The sequence below is a fragment of the Psychrobacter sp. ANT_H3 genome (assembly GCF_027919975.1).
Taxonomy (GTDB): domain Bacteria; phylum Pseudomonadota; class Gammaproteobacteria; order Pseudomonadales; family Moraxellaceae; genus Psychrobacter; species Psychrobacter maritimus.
Genome location: NZ_JAQISM010000007.1, coordinates 207831 through 229848 on the forward strand (window position 1 = coordinate 207831; position 22018 = coordinate 229848).

Genomic DNA, 22018 nt, shown 5'->3' on the forward strand with positions numbered 1-22018 from the left:
CCTATTGCCGCCTTGGTTGTTTTTTATTGATAGTTATTTTCATTCTTATCCTATCTTATTCAAACCAAACGGTTGCAAGATTACAGGTTAGCCATTCTATGTTTACTATACGCCGCACTCCTAAGATTAAAAGCGCTGACTTAAGCACTGCTTCAAGTGTAAGCGCCAGTCGCCCTGCTACTTATAAGCTTATCGCAGCTACTCTGGTGATAGGTTCTACAGTATTGACAGGCTGCGGGCAAAAAGGTGATTTGTATCTAGTAGAATCTAGCAGCCAAACAGTTGAAACTAATAGTCCGGTGCTTGATAGCAGCAGTCATCCGCAAGATGCTGCCTTTGCTAAAATTGACGACAATCAAAATAACCAGCAAAACACAGATAATTTTCAGTTGCCTGAGCCGAGCACCGATCCCAACGATTATTAATCATTGATTATTGCTTATTACAATGCAAACGCTCAAACGATTTTTAGCGTATCCGACAAGCTATTCACCTTTATGCCTTAAAACCTTAATACATTGATTATATTAGAGATATTTATATGAGTCAGTCAGTCACTACCCAAACCGAGCAGGGATTGTATGTGCATCCTGAAGCCTTAACCGCCCATTTGCCCGCGCTCGATTATCGAGGCGGTGCCTTGCATATGGAGCAGGTCAGTATTGATGAATTAGTTAAAAACTATGGCACGCCGTGCTATGTGTACTCAAAGCAAGCTATTTTAGATGTCTATCAAGCTTATACCACAAGCTTTGCCAGTCTACCGCATCAGATTTGTTATGCGGTAAAGGCAAACTCCAATTTGGCGGTACTTGGTATCTTGGCGCAAGCAGGGGCAGGGTTTGATATCGTTTCACGTGGTGAGTTGATGCGCGTATTGGCGGCAGGCGGCGAGGCTGCGCGCGTGGTATTCTCAGGCGTTGGCAAAACCTATAGCGATATCGAATATGCACTGACCCAAGGTATTGGCTGCTTTAACGTCGAGTCGATTAGCGAGCTGACCTTGATTAATGATGTCGCAAAGCAGTTGGATAAATCGGCACCAATCTCGCTACGGGTCAATCCAAATGTCGATGCTAAGACCCATCCGTATATTTCAACAGGGTTAAAAGACAACAAGTTTGGTATTGACCATGAAAATGCCGTCGCTGTCTATGAGCAAGCGGCGCAATTATCGCATATCGATATCGTTGGTATCGACTGTCATATTGGCTCGCAATTGACGGAAGTTGCGCCATTTGTAGCAGCTTTAGATAAAGTGATTGAGCTGATACATAGCCTGCGTGATAAAGGCATTGCGCTGCGTCATATTGATTTGGGCGGTGGCCTCGGCGTGCGTTATATCGATGAGACGCCCGTATCTATCGATGAATTTGCCCAAGCGTTATTACCAAAATTGACGGCGCTTGGTTTAACGGTATTCTTTGAGCCCGGTCGCAGTATCGTGGCCAATGCGGGTGTGCTCTTAACTAAGGTTGATGTGTTAAAACCAACTGAGCATAAAAACTTTGCTATTGTCGATGCGGCAATGAATGATTTGATTCGTCCGGCTTTATATCAAGCTGAAATGGCGGTGATTCCAAGCGTTCTGCCCAACAAAGGTATCGATACCGATGGCACACAACCGTGGGATATTGTTGGTGCGATTTGTGAAACCGGTGACTTTTTAGCAAAAGACCGTTTGTTGTCATTAGCAACGGGCGATATCTTAGCGATAACCGGTGCTGGCGCGTACGGCTTTACCATGAGTAGCAATTACAACTCGCGCGGTCGTGCCAGCGAGGTGATGGTAGCCGATGATAATCATCAATTGATTCGTAAGCGTGAAACGCTTGAAGCGTTATATGCCGATGAAATGTTGTGGCAAGATAAGTAGCCTATTAAAAACGCCGCGATGTTTAATAATTAAAGTTTTATGATGAAAGCTTAATGATTAAAGCTTAATCATTAAAAATGACCCATTGTTATAACGACAATGGGTTTTTTATGGCCTGCTTTAATTCAAAGTCTAATCAAAAATATTTGTTCGGTTGTAGAGCACTAACTTAGCCTTTGATAGCGGTGATAATTATGATTGTATCTGACAGCGTGCTAATATAAGGCATACATAAAAATAGGATAGGATAACAAGGATATGCTAATAGAATTTACAAAGATGCATGGGCTGGGTAATGACTTTATGGTCATCGATTTGGTGACCCAGCGCTTAGAGTTAACCAAGGATTTGGTGCAACTGTTGGGCGATCGCCATTTGGGCATTGGCTTTGATCAATTGCTCGTTGTTGAGCCGCCGATGCGTCCTGACGTTGATTTTAGTTATCGCATTTTTAATACCGATGGCACAGAGGTCGAGCAGTGTGGTAATGGCGCGCGCTGTTTTGCCCGTTTTGTACAAGCGCGTAAGCTGTCATTTAAGCAGCGGCTGCGCGTTGAGACGGCAAGCGGCATTATTTCGCTGACGACAGACCGCTATGGCTGGGTCGAAGTCGATATGGGTAAACCAAAGTTCGAGCCAAGCGAGATTCCCTTTACTCCAAGAGCGACGACCAAAATCCAAAACGCCTATCATTTAGACGTTAATGGCACTCCTGTACAGCTTTATGTTGCCAATATGGGCAACCCGCATGCGGTTATTAAAGTTGACGACGTACTCGATGCCGACGTTGAGACTTTAGGCAAAGCTATCGAATCGCATCCTGCCTTTCCAGAGCGCGTCAATGTCGGCTTCATGCAAGTGATGAATCAGCGCCATATTCGTTTGCGTGTTTATGAGCGCGGTGTTGGTGAGACCCAAGCTTGTGGTACCGGTGCCTGTGCCGCAGTGGCGGTCGGTATCCGTGAAGGCTGGCTCGATGAAGGCGAAGACGTACGCGCCCAGCTTTATGGCGGCAGCATGATTATCAAATGGCAGCCGGGTTATTCAGTGATGATGACCGGTCCAACGGCGTTCGTCTACGAAGGCGTCTTTAGCCCAGATGGTCTGATGGCACAAGCCGGCATCAAACCTATTCCAGAAGGTTAATGGATAATAGGTTAATGAACAATGACAAGCGGTGTAGGTTTGCTGCTAGGTAAACGTTATGGTCATCTCTAAGAAGGCTATGTTCAATAAAAACCGTCAGACGACAGAGCCTAGCTCAGATTCTGAGTCGAAAGCGTGGCTATCAGTTGAGCATGCTGCTGCTATAGAGTCGGATGCCGCGCTACGTGGACTGTTAGCACCGGTACATCGTTGGCTTAATACGCTGTCGGTGCGAAATCACTCCGAACATACGTTGGTGGCTTATTTTGCGGGCTTAAACCAGTTGGCGCTATTTTTACGCGGCAAACGTTTGACATGGACGCGCTGTGATAAGCGCCAATTAGCCCAGCATATCAGCCAGCGCCTCGATGAAGACAAGCTGGCACTTGCGAGCGTCCAGCAAGAGTTATCGGCTATCCGTCATTTTTATGGCTGGCTGATAGAAGAGGATTTAGCACGTATTAACCCAACCACCGGCTATCAGCTTAAGCGTAGCCCTAGACCGCTGCCGTCTATCGCCGATGTGGATTTATTGACTCAGCTGCTTGACCAAGAGATACCTGATACGCCCGAACAAGCACGCTTGTGGTTGCGCGATAAAGCAATGTTTGAACTGCTTTATAGCAGCGGTCTGCGTGTCGGTGAATTGGTGGCGCTCGATATGGCAGATATAGACTTGGTTGACCTGCGCGTGCGCGTGACGGGTAAAGGCAATAAAACACGTTTGGTGCCATTAGGTATCAAAGCTGCCGAGGCGATTAAACGTTATCTGCCGCACCGTAATCTGTGGGTAGAGCAGATGGACAGCGCTTTGTTTATCAGTGAGAAATTAGGCACGCGCTTATCAACACGGGCGGTACAGCAACGCCTCAAAGTTGCGGCTACACGTGCGGGTATCGCGCAAAATATGTATCCACATTTATTGCGCCACTGCTTTGCGTCGCATATGTTATCTGGTAGTGGCGATTTGCGCGCGGTACAAGAAATGCTTGGCCATAGCGATATCAGCACCACGCAAATTTATACTCATGTTGATTTTGCTAAATTGACCCAAGTTTATGACCGAGCCCATCCGCGCGCGACTCATGCGAAAAATAACAGTGACAGAGATATTACTTAAGTTGAAGCTACTTAATTTGCAGTTACAGATGTAGTGCCAGTTTCATTTTTAATCATTTAAACCTACATCTATGCCAAACGATGGCAGTCAAAGATAGGCATCTTTTGCCGTCCTTGAATTTGTAATTTTTTATCTAAGTTTGCTAATACTAAAGCATAATTTTTATTAGCAGGGTCTTTCAAGTCACTATCCTCATAGCTGTTGATAATCGTGCCATCATAAGCGGTAATCGTGCTATGACCCCATGTCTGACGGCTACTGCCATCCTTATAAGCATGCTCGCCGCCTTGTGCTGCGCCAATCACCATACACTGACTGTCTAACGCACGTGCACGGAGTAACAGCGACCAGTGCGCTTGCCCGGTCAAATAAGTAAAGGCTGATGGCGCGCTTAGCAAATCCGCGCCCGCTTGCCGTAGCCGCTGCGCCAATGCTGGAAAACGTAAATCAAAGCAAACCATCATACCGAGCTGATAAATACCATCATTTGCTTCGAGTGTCGTAACGACTGTTTGGGTACCGGGCTCAAAGGTTGCCGCTTCATTATAGCTGCCTTGCTTATCGGCGACAGTCGCGGTAAACAGGTGAATCTTATCGTAGCGCGCTACTCGCGTACCATCGGGGGCAAACAGCTGACTGACTTGGCGTAATCTACCATCGGGTACGATGACGCCATCAGGGCGGTAAGGGCAGGGCAGTGAGCCTGCAAGTACATAGATACCATAAGTACGCGCATAGTCAGCTATCGTTGCTGACAGCTCATCAAAACGCTCAGCAGTGGCAAACTGTCGACCCATGCTACAGCAGTTTTCTGGTAGCACTACCAACTGTGCGTCTTGTGCGCGTGCATCGATAATGGCGGCTTTTATATCTGCTAAATTGTCCTCGATATTTTGCTGGCTATTCATTTGCACAGCAGCAACGGTGAGTTGTCCGTTATTTCTTATCTCATTCATAGTATTGTTCTCGATTTTAAGGTGTATTGAGTTTCCCTCTTATTTGCTCTTTTATCCTATTGTTATTCACGACTCTTATGCATAAGTTTGCGTTGGTCTTACATGATTAAGCGCTTAGCAGCCCTATAAAGCTATTGATGTTTTTATAATTTGAGCAAGAGCTAAAAAATAGCTTATCTGGACAGGGTATAAATTATCATAGCAACATTGTAGCAAAAAATGCTATCGTCATGACCTGACCGCTTAAAGCCCATTTTTAATCAGTATAAGCGTCAATAATCGCAGGCTTTAACCAGCATAACATATAGAATCTTACCCTGATCGGAGTGTAATAAGTCACCCATGAGTATGTCGTTTGGATTGGCGACCACGCTGAGCACCTCACAAAAACTGACCCCGCAAATGCAGCAAGCTATTAAATTGTTGCAGCTCTCTAGTCTTGAGCTCGCGCAGGAGGTACAGGCGAAGCTCGATAGCAATCCATTGCTTGAACGTATCGAAGATGACGATGATGATAATGATGAGTACGACAAGAGTGATGATGAGGCGCTCAATGAGTTTGGCGAATCATTAACGCTGGATAGTTGGAATCAACATACTGGCATTGATGCATTTTCTACATCGTCTACCACCTCATCTGGTGATTATGATAATGCCTCTGAATATGATAATGACTTTAGTGACAGTTTGGATAAATTACAACAATCCAGTTTTGACGATGATGCAATAGACAGTGATGCGCTGGGTGGAGAGGGGTATAGTAGCTTTGATACTGACAACTATACGTCCGTCGCTAAAAGTTCAGGCAGTAGCACGAACGATGAGTTTGATAGCTATCAGGGCAGCACCAGCGCGACCATTCAAGACCATGTGCGCTGGCAGTTAAATTTCAAACATCTCTCCGAGACAGATACGCTCATTGCCGAGTACTTGATGGACTCTATGGATGATATGGGCTTTGTGCGCCTTGATATCGATGAGTTGTTACAGAGCTTTGATACCATGGCAAGCTTTTACCAATGGGATGAGCGCGTTGAGCATGATGAGATCATGGCGGTACTGCGCATTATTCAATCGTGTGACCCGCTTGGTGTTGGCGCGCGCAATCTCAACGAATGCTTAGCGCTGCAATTGTCCAAGCTTGATACGAATACAAAGTATCTTAAAGAAGCCAAAGCACTTCTCTCAGCCAGTGAGCATTTAGTTAGTAATAATATCAAAGCCTTGACTGAGCTGACGGGACTCGCACCTGAATATATCACACCCGCTCTTACTCTATTACGTACTTTGAATCCATCACCTGGCTTGTTATTCCAAAGCAGTCAGCCTGATTATATGCAGCCATCAGCAAGCTATGATATTCCTGATGTGTTGGTTATGCCTATTCGCCGTCACAATAGCAATAGAGGTGATATTACTGCCCAAGTAGATGGCTGGCAGGTACGTCTTAATCCTGAAACCTTGCCTAAGCTGCGGGTCAATCAAGAGTATGCCAGTTTAGTCAAACGCGGTGATGACAGCCCTGACAATCAGTATCTGCGTGAAAACCTTACCGATGCGCGCTTGTTTATTCGTAGTATCGAGGAGCGTAATCAAAACTTGTTAAAAGTAGCGACCAGTATTGTGCGCTACCAGCAAGAGTTTTTGCAACATGGTGCAACCGCCATGCAGCCGCTTATTTTAAAAGCCATTGCCGAAGAAGTTGATTTGCATGAATCGACTGTCTCGCGCCTGACTACCAGTAAGACTATCCTAACGCCCCAAGGGTTGTTTTCCCTCAAGCACTTCTTCTCATCTCACGTCAGCAGTAGCGACGGTGATATCTCTTCAACCGCCATCAGCGCCATGATTAAGCAGCTTATCGCTGATGAAGACCCTAAAAAACCCTTATCTGACAGTCGCATAAAAGATTTTTTATTAGCAGAAGGTATCGATATCGCCAGACGAACAGTGGCCAAATATCGTGAAGCGATGAATATCGGATCCTCTACCCAGCGCAAACAAAAGTATTAAATGTTGTGATTCAATGGCTTATCAATGCAGTACTGCTCTTATCAATATGTTTTTTCGTAAATATAAAAAATAAAATTTTTTGATTATATAGAAACATGCAGGAAACATCAGTTTTTATTACATTTAGTTACAGTTTAGTGTCTTGCTACTATTCGCTTTTCATGACAAATTAGAGTCATACCAACAACGAAAACCAAGTATCGATTTGGCTTATTTGTATAAATCATCAATCTAAAATATGATAAAAATGCGTTTATATTTTACTAAAGGAGTAGAGGGATAAAGACGTTAATGATTAAAAAGCTAAGCGCTAAATCTTATTAAATATACTTATTAAACATAAAAAGATACTAGGTCAGTTATTGGTAAGGCAGGGTGATAAAAGCACAAGTGCTGGCTCATCTGTTGATTATAAGTAGCAATATAAGCAATAATAAAAGGACAATAATATGAATGTTTCTATCAGTGGTCACCATATCAGTATTACCGATGCCATGGACAAAGCGGTTCGCGAAAAACTTGAAAAAGTAGAGCGTCACTTCGATCAGATTCAAAGTATTAAAGTGATATTATCGCTAGACAACAGCGGCGCAAGTGATGGCGGTAAAAAGACTCATAAAGCCGAAGCAATTATGCGAGTCGCAGGTCAAGAGATGTTTGTCCAAGCCCTTGAAGACGATATGTATAAAGCTATTAACGACATGGCAGACAAACTTGATAGACAAGTGCGTAAATATAAAACCCGTCAAGACCGTAAGAAAACTCAGGGTCCAGGGCGCGATGAACGCTATGAAGATTTAACCGATGTAGAGGCAGCGCCTGCGGTTTAGCTTTAAATGCCACACGGTTTAATAGCAATGTTTAGCTGTCATGTTAGGTGGATTTTCTATCATATAAGCTTTATTGTCGTAACCATTGATAATTCTTAGCTCATAAATAAATAGTATAAATAGCAGGATTGTTGATGATAGACGATCAATAGTGTTAATGATTGAAATGAAACAAACGATAAGCTAAGCAAAAAAAGGACCTCTAACGTATTATCGTTGAGGTCTTTTTTATTGTCTTTTTTAAATGGTGTGGTTTATAAATCTTAGCCGCCGCCAACCGCTTGTACGACTTCAATATTCATACCTTCAACGATACGCAGTTTATCAAGCTCGCTTTTTGGTATCAGCTCACCATCGACTTCAACGGCGTAGCGTCCGGTACTAAGCCCAAGTTCATTGACGACCAATTGTACCGTTTGATGGGTGGTCTGCAGTGTCTTACCGTTTACATTAATATTACTCATAGTATGTGCTCCCTAATGACTTGAGATTCCTTTTTATCAAATTATCTTTAATATATGTTTATCTGTAACTGAAATTTTATCGATGACGGTTAGCTGTGTTATTCATTTTAAACGACTGATTGTGCGTTTTAATTATTTAAACCAAAGTAGCTATCAAATACCGGCGTGATTTAAACGAGACGTCGTTACTGCAAGCCATAACCAACCTGCAATCATCAATACACCGCCGATAGGGGTAATCGCCCCAAACCAGCGCGGCGCACCAAGCGTCATGGCATATAAACTGCCCGCAAAGATAATCACCCCGACCTGCAATAACCACGCCGTGGTTTGAGTCGCATAATTTAGCCGAATAAGAATGCCCACCAGCAATAACCCAAGCCCATGTATAAACCAGTATAAGGTTGCTGTTTGCCACCATTCAAGCTGCTGAGGACTGACGATAGCTTTAAGACCATGGGCACCAAAGGCACCCAAAGCCACAGCGATAGCCATATTAAGCGCCGCAATACTTATCCAATTTAGCATGGTCAAACTCGTATTATAAAAGGAACTTTAATAATGGCTCTTTTCATCTAATAAGAAGCTTTAGCTGACAAGCTGCTTACTGAATATCATCAGGTAATATCACGCTATCGATGGTCATGGCTTCACGGATTTTATCCATGGCATTTTTCTCGATTTGGCGCACACGTTCGGCTGAGATAGAGTAGACCGCGGCCAATTCATGTAAGGTTGATTTTTGCTCAGAAAGCCAGCGCTGCTCGACGATATCGCGTGAACGATCATCCAAGGTATCCATCGCCGCCAGTAGTGCAGAAGAGTTATTTTCTTCCCAATCAGATTCTTCAACCATCTCGGCAGGGTCAATACCGTCCTCTAAGAACAGCTGCGGCGCATAGCGTCCATCGTCATCATCGCTTGACTGCGCTTCAAATGATGCATCATACGACGTCAAACGTGATTCCATTTCAAGCACTTGCTTGCGCGTCACATTTAAATCATTGGCAATGGCATCAGCTTCTTCAAGGGTTAGCTGGTTGTTGGTCTTTTTAAGGCTACGTAAGTTAAAGAATAATTTGCGATGCGCTTTGGTGGTGGCAACTTTGACAATGCGCCAGTTACGGATGACAAATTCGTGAATTTCAGCCTTAATCCAATGCACGGCAAAGGATACCAAACGTACGCCTTTATTAGGGTCAAAGCGTTTTACCGCTTTCATTAGCCCTAAATTGCCTTCTTGGATTAAATCGGCTTGCGGCAGACCATAGCCTGAGTAGCTACGCGCAATATGAATAACAAAACGCAGGTGCGACATAACAAGTAAACGCGCCGCCTCGACGTCGCCTTCATCGTAATAGCGATGGGCAAGCTCTTGCTCTTGGGTCGGTGTCAAAATCGGTATTTGATGCACGGTATTGATATAAGCACCCAAATTTACCCCGGGCGCAGATAAATGCGTTGGCATCGCAGGGACCAAATCGCGAGTACTGGTATCGCCAAGCGCGCTGGCGTCATAAGGCGGACGCGCCGCTGCAGCTTTTAGCGCCGCATCGCGTGCTTCGTTTTTTTCGGGCGCTGCGCTGTCTTTTTTACGGGAATTTGCAGCGTTAGTAGAAGTATTAGCCATATTCTTGACCTTGGTTAAATAGATAAGCAATGAGTCAGATAAAAATCTTTATAGTTGTAATTGTAAAGGATAGCGCCGCTTAGTTGCTATCAGTTTTGGTAATGATGAAGTGATATATTGTATCAACAGAATATTTAGATTTTGTTGCTGTAGTCTCTTCGCTATTTACTGCTGTTGCCTGATTGATGACCAACAATAATGGGTTTGCGGTATCTGTTTTCTGGCTCTGCTCACAAAACGCAGTGATATCCGCTTGCGAGTTTGGGTCGGTTGCAACCACATATAACGATTCGCCTGCGGCTACATGACGCAGCGCCACTTTGGTTTTGAGCAGTGGCATCGGGCAGGCAAGTCCGCGCCCGTCTACCATATCTTTAATAATAATCGTCTCGTGCTTCAAACCTGCGCTATCATTTAGTTTACCGTTATCGGTTGCACTAAAGGTGTCTGCTGACAATAACTCTAACAGCTGTCTTATCGCTTGCTGCTTTGCTTCAGGCAAGGTATCTGATAAAGCTTCTGACAGATGCACAGCATGCGAGCCTTGTACAATGATGGATTGGTTATCAGCAGACATAAAATTAACCTTTAAGATATCAATGTTTAAGGTAGCAGTATTTAAGACAGTACGGCTGTTTAAGAGAGCTTGGCTTGGTATAGTACTGCCCAGAAGCCTTTAGCATGGCCTACCATTATAGCAAATTGCCACTATGTAATTGCAGTTGAATATAGTCATCATAATGTTTGGTCAATCAGAACACCTTATTAGGGCGTGTACTCAATTCAATCGATGGACATCTAAATGGGCTAAAAATGGCTAAATTTTGCCAAACCTCGTCAAATAGCTGGGTAATATCCCGATATTAACTGCACTATTTTCCTCGTTTGGCTACAATTTATCTCACTTTTATCACCATTTTTAAAGTGAGGACACGCCCTAGCATTAAGCAATAGATTTATGTTTTAAACCTTAAGTTCGGACTATAAATTTACACCGTCTAGATTTACACAACCATGTTGCACAATCGTGACGCACGGCAGCGTGATTGGTAGCCAGAAGCAGACGGCAATTGACCTTGGATAAACAAGCTCGTATAGTCAAAAAAACGTTATGATTACTCGTATAGGATACGCACTTGTATTATTCTCATAGACCATCGCTGCTTAAAAAACCAGTAAAGACATTAGCAGAAGGCGCGTTTGCGCTAAAGTTAGGTATGTCTGCTACTTTACTAATGCTGGCAACCACTGCCAACGCTATCAGCACACAAGCTGCGCCCTTTGCTTATGATTCATGGCAGTCTAGCAATGCAGACGAGTTAGATTTGCCCAATTTGCGTGGACAAGGATTAAGCTTTGCTGAGCAATATCAAAATAAACTGCTTGGCGAATGGTCGTTAAGAAACATCAATGGTCGCACTAAGATGGAGCATGACCCTTGGATACACGAAACGGTCAAAGACATCACTTGGCGGTTAAATGCTCAAGCGCGCCAGCAAGCGCCACTCGGCTTGGTCATTATTGATAATCCCAGTATCAATGCTTTTGCCGCGCCAGGTGGGGTTATTGGGCTGAATACCGGTACGATACTGGCGGCAAGCAGTATGGATGAGCTTGCCAGCGTCATTGCGCATGAAGTAGCACATATTAGCCAAAACCATTATGAGAGCGGGGCGGATGAGCGCAAAAAAGCCTTGCTGATGCAAATAGGCGGTATGCTTGCGGCGATTGCGGCGTCAGCGGTCGATGGTGATGCAGCCGCTGCCGTCATGATGGGCAGCCAAACGGCGACGATGAATAGCAGTATGGCTTTTAGCCGTAATAATGAGCGTGAAGCTGACCGCGTTGGGATGCAAATCATGAACCAAGCTGGTTATGATCCACGGGCGATGCCACGCTTTTTTGCGACGATGAATCAACAAAGCCAATTAAACCAAACCGCCAATCAATTCTTACCCAGTTTTGTGCGCTCGCATCCTTTAAGTAATGAGCGCTTAAGTGAGTCGCAAAGCCGCGCTCAGCGTTATACCTCATTGTCATTAAACCAGCAGCAGCGCCATCAAGCGTTGTTTGATTTGCTGTATTGGCGTGTACAAAGTACCGGCAAACACGTCTCCGAAACTGCATTGACGACCGCTGCTAAAAATAGCGTTGGCGCAAAATTGGCGCTGATGTATTGGTATGGCGAGCAGCAGCGTTTTAAAGAGGCCAATGAGCTATATACTGAGCTATCAGCGTTGCCCGCGCCGCAGCGCCAAGTATTAGAGCCTTTATTGTCTATTACCCAAAGCCAAATCCTTACTGAGCAAAATCAATGGCAACAAGCGGCTGAGCTGCTAGAGAGTCAGCAGCGCCTCTATCCTGAGCGCCGTGACCTGCGTCTTTATTTGGCTGAAGCACTGACCAATAGCAATCAGCCAACCAAAGCGCAAGCACTGCTTAAGCCCTTGACTGAGCAGCAGCCAAGCGACCGTTATGCATGGCAAAGTTTGCAATTGGCCAATGAAAAAATTGCTAAAACCACCGATTCAGCGCCGCTGGCAAAAATCGCCACCATTAATGCGCTGCGTTATCGCAGTCATGACCAGCTATGGAGTGGCCGCTATGACCGCGCGCTGACCTCGTTGACGCAAGCCAAGCAATTGACTGAGCAAATGCAAAAAACCGCGCAAGCGAGCAGCGCTCGTCCGTTACTTGCCAATATCAATGCCGAAATCAAAGCCGTAAAAACCGCCAAAGACTTTAAGCCTTAGGCGGTTGTTTTTATCGCTTGGGTCGATAAGCAGATTAAGAATATATAGTTTTTCTTAACTTTGATTAACCCTGCAGGGCATCTTTTACCAGTTTAGAGATGAGTGCAGGGTCAGCACGGCCCGCGGTTTTGTTTTTTAACACGCCCATCACGCTGCCCATATCACGCATCGATGTGGCACCTTGCTCAGCGATTTCGGCATTGACCAAAGCGGCAAGCTCGGCATCATCCATTTGTTTTGGCATAAACTCGGTGATGATATCGATTTCAAACTGCTCTTTATTTGCCAAATCATCACGGCCATTTTCGGTAAAAATTGTCAGTGACTCATGGCGTTGTTTTAGCTGCTTTTGTAGCACTTCCAATACTTGCGCATCATCAAGTTCGGTCTGGCGGTCAATCTCAATTTGCTTGACCACCGATTGGACGTTGCGCAATACTTTAACGCGCTCAAGCTCACGCGCTTTCATCGAAGTTTTGATGCTGTCAGACAAGGTCTGTTTAAGTTGGCTCATTGTTATTATTCCTTATGAGTATGGATAAAATAGTTTTTCGTAAAATAACTGTTGGTAAAATAATTGGGGTAAAGTGTTAAATAAAAATCTGCTGAGCATTTATCAGCATGAATAACAAAAATTGTAGCATAAAAAACGCCACTGTTATTCATCGATAACAGTGGCGTTAGTGTAGCGCTGGTATTTAGCTAATCGTATTAGTGATTAGTACATACGAGTGGTACGAATAGTTTCGCGTTGTAATTTCTTTTTATAACGCTTTACAGCAGCGGCTTTTTTGCGCTTGCGTACTTGCGTTGGTTTTTCATAAAATTCACGCTTACGTACGTCTGATAGAACGCCGGCTTTTTCACAAGCACGCTTAAAACGACGGATAGCGATGTCAACTGGTTCGTTTTCTTTAACCTTAACTGCAGGCATGAAAGCTCCTTTATTAGGATGAGATGTAAGGGCATTAGTTTGGCTGTGTATTAGTATTTAGCCGTAATATCTCAAGATTATCGGCATCAGCTCAAACTAGGATAGTCTTGCGCAATAGCACAAGGGCGCTTATTTTAATCAAAAATGGCAGTAAAGTCAAAGGCTTTTGCGCATTAATCCATAATTATCATTAAGTTGCACGCTATTATCAGCAATAACGGTCGTAACTCATTTAGACTCATGATTTGCTTGCCCTTAACATAGTGCTCCTTAAAAGTGTATGAATGGATAAATTTGCTGCATGGTACAAACAGAAATAAAAAACCCTACTGTCTATAACGGTTTAGGCAGAGTTTATGCTATGATAATTTGCATAATATCAATCGTTTTATGTGCACTTTATTAAGGATGTTGCAATGAAGAAATCAGTACTAAACACGGCGCTAAGCACAGCATTTATCGTTGCCCTTGGCTTTGGTATCAGTGCTTGCAGTGGGGATAAAGAAGGCGAGTCGCACGAAGTCTTAGCAAAAGACCGCGTCGATGAAGCAGCAGAGCTTGCGCGTAAAAACGCACCTGAAGCAGAAGAGCTGAATTTCCCAGAAACAGCGCCAATGCCAGCGGCTGAAGCAGACGCCGCGGCAAGTACTGAATCCACCACAGCTAGCACAGAAGCAGGCGCTGCTGCTACATCAGAAGATACTGCAACTGCAGGCGCGGATACCGAAGTGGCTAGTACTGAAACTGAGACTAAAAGTGCAGAGGCGCCAGCTACGGATGCAGCCACTACAGATGCGACAGCAGTAGCGAATTAGTAGCTTTTACGATAAAAGTACGTTGTGATGAAGGTAGCGACAGCCACTAGCCAGCTATTTTATTAACAAGCTGTTTTACTAACAAGCTATAGACGAGGGAATAACCATGAAACAAAATACCATGAAGAAAAAATCAGTTGTGAAATTGGTGCTGTCTGGCCTGAGTCTTAGTGCGTTATTAACACTCAGTGCTTGTAGTGGCGGCGACAATACGGCAGCTGAAGAACCTGCTGCTGTCAATGAAACAGAGACAGTGGTTGTAGAGCCTGAAGCGCCAGTTGCAGAAACTGAAGTAGCCACTGAACCTGCCGTTGAAGCAGAAGCAACTGAAGCAGTAGAAGCCGAGCCTGCAGCTGCTGCTGAGACAGAAGTGTTAGCCGCTGATGCTGGTGCAAAGCTGTATGAAAAACAGTGTAAGGTTTGCCATGAAAGCGGTTTGTTAGAAGCGCCGAAATTTGGTAATAAAGAAGATTGGGCGCCGCACCTTGCTAAAGACATAGATACGCTACGTATGCATTCTGCAAAAGGCTTTAACAAAATGCCGGCGCAGGCAAATGCTGAAGTAAGTGAAGCGCAAGTGCATGCCGCAGTTGATTATATGGTCGCTGCAGCCAGTTAACTCTGCTTGTTGAAATTTGCTCGACTGACCGCCATTGTAAGCTAACAGTGGCGGTTTTTTATTAATGCTACAAGGCAAATATAAAGGCATATAGATGAAAGTATTGGGTTTAGAGACCTCTTGCGATGAGACTGGTCTGGCGATTTTTGATAGCGAGCAGATAACGAGCGACAATAAAGGTCTGCTAGGGCAGGTACTGTATTCACAAATAGAGCTGCACGCCCTTTATGGCGGTGTGGTGCCCGAGCTTGCCAGCCGCGACCATATTCGTAAGCTGGTGCCTTTGTTTAACGAATTGCTAGAGCAATGTGATATCACTAAAGATGAGATTGATGCTATTGCTTATACTAAAGGTCCGGGGCTTATCGGTGCGCTGATGACGGGCGCATTATTTGGTCGCAGCTTGGCTTATGGTTTGGACGTACCAGCGATTGGTATTCACCATATGGAAGGGCATTTATTAGCGCCGCTCATGGGTGCTAATCCGCCAGCTTTTCCGTTTGTCTCGTTACTGGTTTCTGGTGGTCATACTTTGCTGATTGCCGCACACGGTATCGGACAATATGAAATCCTTGGTGAGTCCATCGATGATGCGGCGGGTGAGTGTTTCGATAAAGCGGCGAAAATGCTCGGTTTGCCGTATCCGGGCGGTCCAAACATCGCTAAATTAGCGGAAACGGGCAATCAAAATGCCTATAATTTACCGCGTCCAATGCTCCATCGTGGTTTGGATTTTTCTTTTAGCGGTATGAAAACTGCGGTACATAATCTTATCAAGGACACCCCATTCTCAGGGGGCTCGGGCAATGGCTCTGCTAGTGATCCGCAAGTTCGCGCCGATATTGCTGCCAGTTTCCAGCATGCCGTGGTCGATACCTTGGTGAAAAAATGCGTCAAAGCCCTTAAACAGGTCGATATGAATCGCTTGGTTATTGCAGGCGGCGTCAGTGCTAATAGCCATTTGCGTGAAACCTTAGAAAGCGAGCTTGCTAAAATAAATGCTACGGTTCATTACGCGCCACCAGCTTTATGTACCGATAATGGGGCGATGATTGCCTATGCAGGTTACGAGCGTTTGCAAGCGGGTCAAGCAGATGATTTGGCTGTCAGCTGCGTACCACGTTGGCCGATGACCGAGTTGCCTGCGGTATAAGCGCTAAAAAGTCGCTTGTATCCAATTTATTAAACTTTATCTCACTCAAGGATAACTTATGCAGTGGCTTGCAATTGGACTAGGTGCTGCTATTGGCGCTTGCCTGCGAGGGTGGCTGGCGCGTTTTAATCCGCTGCATCACTGGATACCACTTGGGACGCTTGGCGCTAATGTCTTAGGTGGGCTATTGATAGGGCTAGCCTTGGTGTGGTTTGAACGAGTGGGCAGCGGCTTGTCTCCCAATATTAGACTGTTTGTGATAACTGGTTTTTTGGGCGGGCTGACAACTTTTAGCACCTTTAGCGTCGAAGTATTTACCTTTATCCATAATGGCAAACTGCTTGCGGGCTTAGGACTGATTGGGCTACATGTGGGGCTGACGTTATTAGCAACGGCAATTGGCTTTTATTTCTTTAAGTTGGTTTTGTAATAATAAAAATGCAGCAATAAAAAAGAGCCATATTAATTTTTAATACGGCTCTTTTTTTAAACAACTTTTTAAAAAAAGCACTAGCTATACCGGTTTTACAATCCCTTCTAATAAACTCGCAAACCCTTGCATATACGCCGTATCTTGGCTCGAGGTGCGCGTCGCCGCATAGAGCTGACAGTAGACGCCACTGCCTAATGGCCGCGAAACCACCCAGCCTTTTTTCTCATATTCAGCGACCACCCAATCAGGTAATGCCGCCACCCCGCGTTCACTAGCAACCAACTGAATAAGCATCGCAGTCAGTTCGGTGGTACGCATGCTTTTAAAGCTGACCTGTGCTGGCGTCATAAAATTAGCAATGATATCGAGGCGCTTAGCTTCCACCGGATAGGCAATCAAGGTTTCATCAACCAAGTCTTTGGCGTGGATAAATGCCTGCTCAGCCAAGTCATGGGTAGGCGATAGTACCAAACGGCTCTCATACTCAAATAATGGCTGATAGCTGATACCTTCTATTGGTAAATTACTGGTGGTAATCAATAAATCGATATCACCTTCCATCAATAAATGATGCGGCTCAGGCTCAAAACCGGTAGCGAAATCCAATTCGACATCCGACCATTCGCGGCGATAGTGATTGAGAATCGGCATCAACCAATCAAAGCAGCTATGACATTCAGACGCTAAGCGCAATCTGCCCGCTTGACCATGGGCTAAGCGTTTTAAGTTTGCTTTGGTGCGCGTAACCTGCGGCATGATACTGTCTGCCAGCGCCAATACCGTTTTGCCCGCTGGCGTAAAAGTCAGCGGACGCGTGCGACGGTTGACCAAACTGATATCGTAGTAATTTTCCAGCTCTTTTAACTGATGGGAGACCGCAGAGGCGGTGACATGCAGCTCATCGGCAGCAGCGGCCAATGAGCCATGGGCTCGCAGCGCAGTTAGTGTATTAAGATGACGAAGCTCTAGCATAAAATGACCTAACCACTGACGTTAAAAAAATGAGAAATTGCGACTTATAAAGGTTTAAAAATAAAGGCTGAAAAAACGGTTAAAGCTTTTTATCTAATGATGTTAAAGCTGTTATTAAAGTAAAATTTAACATCAGCGCCGACGTAGGAGCAATTGCGAGATAACCACCAAAATTAACGAAGCGACGAGTAAAATTGTCCCAATAGCATTGACCTCAGGCTTAAGTCCCACGCGTACCATAGAATAAATACGTAATGGCAAAATCTCATAGCTAGGGCCGGTGACAAAGGTCGATACCACCACATCATCAAGCGATAAGGTAAAGGCAAGCAACCAACCTGCCATCACCGCAGGGAAAATCACTGGAATCAAGACCGTACGTACCATCATAGATTCGCTAGCACCCAAATCTCGCGCTGCTTCCATTAAACGCTCATCCAAACTACTTAAACGCGCAAAGACGGTTATAACGACAAACGGCAGGCAAAAAGTAATATGCGCCAGTAGCAGCGAGACAAAACCGAGCTGCAGTCCGATTAATAAAAACAGCGCCAATAGCGATATTGCTAGGACAATCTCAGGCGACATCATCAGCACAAATAGCAGCCCGTTTAGCAGCCCTTTACCGCGAAAGTCATAGCGATGTAGCGCCAGTGCAGTCAGGGTGCCGATAACGGTGGAAACCGTGGCGGCAACCAAGCCCAGCACAATAGAATGCCAAAAGGCATCAAGCATCGCCTGATTGTTAAATAGCGACTCGTACCACTTTAAACTAAAGCCGCCCCAGTTATAGCCAATTTTTGACTTATTAAATGACATCACCACCAATACGATGATGGGCAGATATAATAAAGTGTAAATCAGACCGAGATAGCCTTTGGCGGCTATACTGCCGATACTAGGTCGCTTGATAGAGCGTTTGGCTTTTATGGGTGAGCTATTGATTGACGAGTTATTAGATGAATTACCAGACATTAAGCCACCTCGCTAAAATCAGTCTTGCCAATACGGCGGCTACTGGCGCGATAAGCGAGTAATAATACCGCCATGGCAAGCGTTAATAGTACACTGGCGGCCGCACCAAATGGCCAATCACGCGCATCTAAAAACTGGTTTTTGATAATATTACCAACGAGTAAATTACGCGAGCCGCCCAAAATATCGGCGACGTAAAACATACCCATCGCTGGCAGTAGTACCAACAGCACCCCTGAGATAATCCCCGGTGTGGTTAAGGGTAATACCACATGCCAAAAGGTTTGTCGTTTTGAAGCACCCAAATCTTGCGAAGCAAGCAGCATATCATTGCGTAAGTCGCTAAATACCGCATATAAAGGCAGCACCATAAAAGGAAATAACAAATAAGTTAAACCCGCAATGACTGCGCCTTGGGTATATAAAATATCAATGGGCGCATCGATGATGCCGATTGCTAATAAGGATTTATTAATCAAGCCATTACTGGCAAATAAGAGTTTTAGCGCATAAGTTCGTACCAAGGAGTTGGTCCAAAATGGCAGTATCAGCATGAGCATCAACAGTGGCTGCCAGCGTTTACTGACTCGAGATACAAACCAAGCAAACGGGTAGCCGAGTAATAAGCAGATGACCGTAGTGATGCCCGCCATCCATAATGAATGCACAAAGACATCGAAATAAAGTGGGTCAATCATGCGCACATAGCTGTCGATAGTGACCGGCAAACTAATAAAAGCTGTGCTATCACGGGTCAAAAAGCTGACCGCAATCACCAGTATATTTGGCAATAAGGCAAAGATGAGTAGCCAACCCCAAATCAGCCATAGCGTTGCAGTACGAAAAGGGCTGTTGTTGCTTAAGTTAGGACGCGCCATTAGCTGATATCCTTTTGGGCAGCTAATTTGCTAGTGCTATTATTCATTCCATTATCAATGCCGCTATCAAGTGTACCATCTTGTTCTTCTGGCAACACCCATTCCCAGCCATCTACCCACGATACTTTGACGCCTTCATTCAGCTTATAATCAAAACTTGGGTCATCTTCATCAAAAAATTCCGAGGCTTTAATAATATGACCGTTAGTCAACTCAATAATCGAGTCTAAGGTGCTGCCTTTATAATTACTTTCAATTACCCGCCCAAGTAAGCCGCCATGCTCTTTATCATTGGGATCATAAATGCGCAAATCTTCCGGACGTAGCAATAAATTGACGATATCGCCAACTTGCACGTCATTGGCAAAGTCAGGACGGCGCAGATTACGTAAGGTCGTCGGACCCTCTTGCGCTTGCGCCTCGCAGACCTCGACTTCAATCCGCCCATTGGTCACGCGCCCATCACGATCGGGCTGTTCAGGATAAACGCCTTTGACTTCTGCTTTAAATAAATTGGTCTCACCGATAAATTTGGCGGTAAATAAATTGGCAGGGGTTTCATAAATCTCAATCGGCGTACCAATTTGCTGAAATCTGCCGTCTTTCATTACCGCAATGCGGTCTGACATCGACAGCGCTTCTTCTTGATCGTGGGTGACAAAGACAAAAGTAATGCCAAGCTCCCGTTGCAGACGTTTAAGCTCAGATTGCATTTGCAGACGCAGCTTATGGTCGAGCGCCGATAAAGGCTCATCGAGCAATAATAGTTTAGGACGATTAATCACCGCGCGCGCAATCGCCACCCGCTGCTGCTGACCACCAGACAAATCTTGCGGTTTGCGGTTGGCTAAATGCTCAAGTTGTACCATCGCTAGCATCTCACGCACCCGCGTTTGAATTTCATCTTTTGGCACTTTTTTAAGTTTAAGCCCATATGCGACATTTTGCGCCACCGTCATATGCGGAAATAGCGCATATTGCTGAAACACGGTATTGACCGGACGCTTATCCGCGGGCAAGCCTGCCATCTGGACGCCATCGAGATAAATCGCCCCAGCATTAGGCTGCTCAAAACCGGCAATCAACCGTAATAAAGTCGTTTTACCGCAGCCTGATGGACCAAGCAAGGTTATAAATTCACCATGCTGAATATCAAGGTTAATGTCCTTTAATACTTCGGTTTGGTCATAGATTTTTTTTAGACCAGTCAGTTGCAGCAGCACCTTGTCAGTATGGGTTGAGGCAGGCGTGGACTGCGTCTGTAAATTTGATTCGGTCATAAGGTTGATTCCTAAAATACCAAACGCTCAGTAGCGTTATGAATATTAGATACTGTCAGCAATGTCAGTAGCATAATGGCTTTTTGGTTTAACGAATTATTTAAGGTAGCTAATGGCTTATTGAGTCATTTGGTATCGCACGTTATTTAGCATGGCGATAAGCGATGGCTATATGGGGTCTGCTTGCTGGGTATTATAACAAACCCTTGCGGTAAATTAGTGCAAGTTCGTTATCCGTTGGTTGGTAGCGCTTGTTCGTTTTTAGCATAGGGGCTGTATCTATGTGCCAAAGTTATCTCATGGTTGTTAATAAAGTGGCAAAGTAACGAGTGATATTAAAATAAAGAATTTTTACCATTTTTTTGGCTTGCTTCCTATACAATCATTTTATGTATGCTAAATACAGTGATATTTGCCATAGCAAACGGCTGAGCTTAAAGATAAGTCAACGTCAAAAGCAGTACGCTAGCGCAATTAGAATATTACCCACATTAATAATCAAGGATCCCTTTTTATGCCTAACGATACCCGCCCAAAAACTGGTCAAGAAGCATTAGCGCTGCTTAAAGAAGGCAATGCACGCTATGTCGATAGTTTGACCAGCACCGACCCTTGTACCCAAAAACGTCCAGAATTAATCAGTGATCAAGACCCGTTAGCGATTATTTTGGGCTGCTCGGACGCACGTGTGCCGGTTGAGATTGTATTTGATCAGGGCTTGGGCGATTTGTTTGTCATACGCGTGGCGGGCAATGTGGTTGCGCCATCGCAAATTGGTTCGGTTGAGTTTGCCGCCGAAAAATTTGGCACCAAGTTGGTGGTAGTGCTTGGGCATTCGCATTGCGGCGCGGTGACCGCATGTGTTGAGGCGCTGATTAATCCTGAGCAAAACTACTCACCAAACTTGCAATCAATCGTTGATCGTATCCGTCCCAGCGTCTATAACTTGCATGAACTTGCTACTGCCAATGGTCAAGATGTCGATGCAGATGAGCTGGTCGATCGCTCTATCCGCGCCAATGTACGCATGTCGGTTAGCCAATTAAAACATGGTTCGCGCGCGCTAGAAGACCTAACCAATAGCGGTCAGCTGCTTGTTGTGGGTGCCGAGTATAATTTAGAGACAGGCAAGGTACGGTTTTTAGATGTTTAATAGACATTTAGCATGAAA

At 44.9% G+C, this 22018-nt stretch carries 23 protein-coding genes; 12 read left to right on the forward strand and 11 right to left on the reverse strand.

Annotated elements, in window-relative coordinates; translation table 11 throughout:
- Positions 1-98 precede the first annotated feature (98 nt).
- The 4 genes from lptM (at position 99) to PG901_RS05840 (ending at position 4142) form a co-directional block, all read left to right on the forward strand.
- Positions 99-425, forward strand: a complete 327-nt coding sequence (gene lptM / locus PG901_RS05825) for an LPS translocon maturation chaperone LptM (RefSeq protein WP_271133842.1) — start codon at positions 99-101, stop codon at positions 423-425.
- A 116-nt stretch (positions 426-541) separates the two neighbouring features.
- Positions 542-1876, forward strand: coding sequence for a diaminopimelate decarboxylase (gene lysA, locus PG901_RS05830; RefSeq protein WP_271133843.1), 1335 nt, complete (start codon positions 542-544; stop codon positions 1874-1876).
- A gap of 258 nt (positions 1877-2134) precedes the next feature.
- Positions 2135-3022, forward strand: a complete 888-nt coding sequence (gene dapF / locus PG901_RS05835) for a diaminopimelate epimerase (RefSeq protein ID WP_271133844.1) — start codon at positions 2135-2137, stop codon at positions 3020-3022.
- A 79-nt stretch (positions 3023-3101) separates the two neighbouring features.
- On the forward strand, positions 3102-4142 hold the full coding sequence (locus PG901_RS05840; RefSeq protein ID WP_442966854.1) for a tyrosine recombinase XerC: 1041 nt from the start codon (positions 3102-3104) through the stop codon (positions 4140-4142).
- Between the two features lie 68 nt (positions 4143-4210).
- On the opposite strand, the gene PG901_RS05845 is transcribed toward PG901_RS05840, so the two are convergent.
- Positions 4211-5098: a nitrilase-related carbon-nitrogen hydrolase gene (locus PG901_RS05845; RefSeq protein WP_271133846.1), complete on the reverse strand. Its 888-nt coding sequence runs from the start codon at positions 5096-5098 to the stop codon at positions 4211-4213.
- A 342-nt stretch (positions 5099-5440) separates the two neighbouring features.
- On the opposite strand from PG901_RS05845, the gene rpoN reads away from it, so the two are divergent.
- Positions 5441-7111: an RNA polymerase factor sigma-54 gene (gene rpoN / locus PG901_RS05850; RefSeq protein ID WP_271133847.1), complete on the forward strand. Its 1671-nt coding sequence runs from the start codon at positions 5441-5443 to the stop codon at positions 7109-7111.
- Between the two features lie 449 nt (positions 7112-7560).
- Positions 7561-7941 (forward strand): ribosome hibernation-promoting factor, HPF/YfiA family, encoded by a 381-nt coding sequence (hpf, locus tag PG901_RS05855; protein WP_201564601.1) that lies wholly within the window; start codon positions 7561-7563, stop codon positions 7939-7941.
- A gap of 263 nt (positions 7942-8204) precedes the next feature.
- On the opposite strand, the gene thiS is transcribed toward hpf, so the two are convergent.
- The 4 genes from thiS to PG901_RS05875 all read right to left on the reverse strand — a co-directional run bounded on the left by thiS (position 8205) and on the right by PG901_RS05875 (position 10612).
- The gene (gene thiS / locus PG901_RS05860; RefSeq protein ID WP_201564603.1) at positions 8205-8405 is read right to left on the reverse strand and encodes a sulfur carrier protein ThiS; all 201 of its coding nucleotides are present in this window, start codon (positions 8403-8405) and stop codon (positions 8205-8207) included.
- 153 nt (positions 8406-8558) lie between these two features.
- Positions 8559-8933 (reverse strand): DUF423 domain-containing protein, encoded by a 375-nt coding sequence (locus PG901_RS05865; RefSeq protein ID WP_201624353.1) that lies wholly within the window; start codon positions 8931-8933, stop codon positions 8559-8561.
- 76 nt (positions 8934-9009) lie between these two features.
- Positions 9010-9873, reverse strand: a complete 864-nt coding sequence (gene rpoH, locus PG901_RS05870; RefSeq protein ID WP_201545792.1) for an RNA polymerase sigma factor RpoH — start codon at positions 9871-9873, stop codon at positions 9010-9012.
- A 241-nt stretch (positions 9874-10114) separates the two neighbouring features.
- Positions 10115-10612 (reverse strand): sulfurtransferase TusA family protein, encoded by a 498-nt coding sequence (locus PG901_RS05875; RefSeq protein WP_271133848.1) that lies wholly within the window; start codon positions 10610-10612, stop codon positions 10115-10117.
- Positions 10613-11171: 559 nt separating this feature from the next.
- Here PG901_RS05875 and PG901_RS05880 point away from each other — a divergent pair.
- Positions 11172-12788 carry a M48 family metallopeptidase gene (locus PG901_RS05880; RefSeq protein ID WP_271133849.1) on the forward strand — a complete coding sequence of 539 codons (1617 nt, stop codon included), beginning with the start codon at positions 11172-11174 and terminating at the stop codon, positions 12786-12788.
- A 64-nt stretch (positions 12789-12852) separates the two neighbouring features.
- On the opposite strand, the gene PG901_RS05885 is transcribed toward PG901_RS05880, so the two are convergent.
- Positions 12853-13302, reverse strand: coding sequence for a GatB/YqeY domain-containing protein (locus PG901_RS05885; protein ID WP_271133850.1), 450 nt, complete (start codon positions 13300-13302; stop codon positions 12853-12855).
- 204 nt (positions 13303-13506) lie between these two features.
- Positions 13507-13722: a 30S ribosomal protein S21 gene (gene rpsU, locus PG901_RS05890; protein ID WP_010195908.1), complete on the reverse strand. Its 216-nt coding sequence runs from the start codon at positions 13720-13722 to the stop codon at positions 13507-13509.
- Between the two features lie 416 nt (positions 13723-14138).
- Between rpsU and PG901_RS05895 the strand changes: the two genes are divergently transcribed.
- The 4 genes from PG901_RS05895 to PG901_RS05910 all read left to right on the forward strand — a co-directional run bounded on the left by PG901_RS05895 (position 14139) and on the right by PG901_RS05910 (position 16739).
- Positions 14139-14537, forward strand: coding sequence for a hypothetical protein (locus tag PG901_RS05895; protein ID WP_271133851.1), 399 nt, complete (start codon positions 14139-14141; stop codon positions 14535-14537).
- Between the two features lie 106 nt (positions 14538-14643).
- Positions 14644-15156 carry a c-type cytochrome gene (locus PG901_RS05900; protein WP_271133852.1) on the forward strand — a complete coding sequence of 171 codons (513 nt, stop codon included), beginning with the start codon at positions 14644-14646 and terminating at the stop codon, positions 15154-15156.
- A gap of 94 nt (positions 15157-15250) precedes the next feature.
- Entirely contained in the window at positions 15251-16309 is a 1059-nt protein-coding gene (tsaD, locus tag PG901_RS05905) for a tRNA (adenosine(37)-N6)-threonylcarbamoyltransferase complex transferase subunit TsaD (protein WP_271133853.1), read from the forward strand.
- A 58-nt stretch (positions 16310-16367) separates the two neighbouring features.
- Complete coding sequence (locus PG901_RS05910) at positions 16368-16739, forward strand: CrcB family protein (protein WP_201619043.1); 372 nt, start codon at positions 16368-16370, stop codon at positions 16737-16739.
- 84 nt (positions 16740-16823) lie between these two features.
- Here PG901_RS05910 and PG901_RS05915 read toward each other — a convergent pair whose 3' ends face one another.
- The 4 genes from PG901_RS05915 to potA form a co-directional block, all read right to left on the reverse strand.
- Positions 16824-17714 carry a LysR family transcriptional regulator gene (locus tag PG901_RS05915; RefSeq protein ID WP_201625294.1) on the reverse strand — a complete coding sequence of 297 codons (891 nt, stop codon included), beginning with the start codon at positions 17712-17714 and terminating at the stop codon, positions 16824-16826.
- Positions 17715-17846: 132 nt separating this feature from the next.
- Positions 17847-18689: a spermidine/putrescine ABC transporter permease PotC gene (potC, locus tag PG901_RS05920; protein WP_201625295.1), complete on the reverse strand. Its 843-nt coding sequence runs from the start codon at positions 18687-18689 to the stop codon at positions 17847-17849.
- Positions 18689-19567 (reverse strand): spermidine/putrescine ABC transporter permease PotB, encoded by an 879-nt coding sequence (gene potB / locus PG901_RS05925; protein ID WP_201625296.1) that lies wholly within the window; start codon positions 19565-19567, stop codon positions 18689-18691. The genes potC and potB overlap by 1 nt, the downstream gene beginning before the upstream one ends.
- Positions 19567-20847 (reverse strand): spermidine/putrescine ABC transporter ATP-binding protein PotA, encoded by a 1281-nt coding sequence (gene potA, locus PG901_RS05930; RefSeq protein WP_271133854.1) that lies wholly within the window; start codon positions 20845-20847, stop codon positions 19567-19569. Before potA ends, potB begins: the two co-directional genes overlap by 1 nt.
- Positions 20848-21361: 514 nt before the next feature.
- Here potA and PG901_RS05935 point away from each other — a divergent pair.
- Positions 21362-22000, forward strand: coding sequence for a carbonic anhydrase (locus tag PG901_RS05935; RefSeq protein WP_201564647.1), 639 nt, complete (start codon positions 21362-21364; stop codon positions 21998-22000).
- Positions 22001-22018 lie beyond the last annotated feature (18 nt).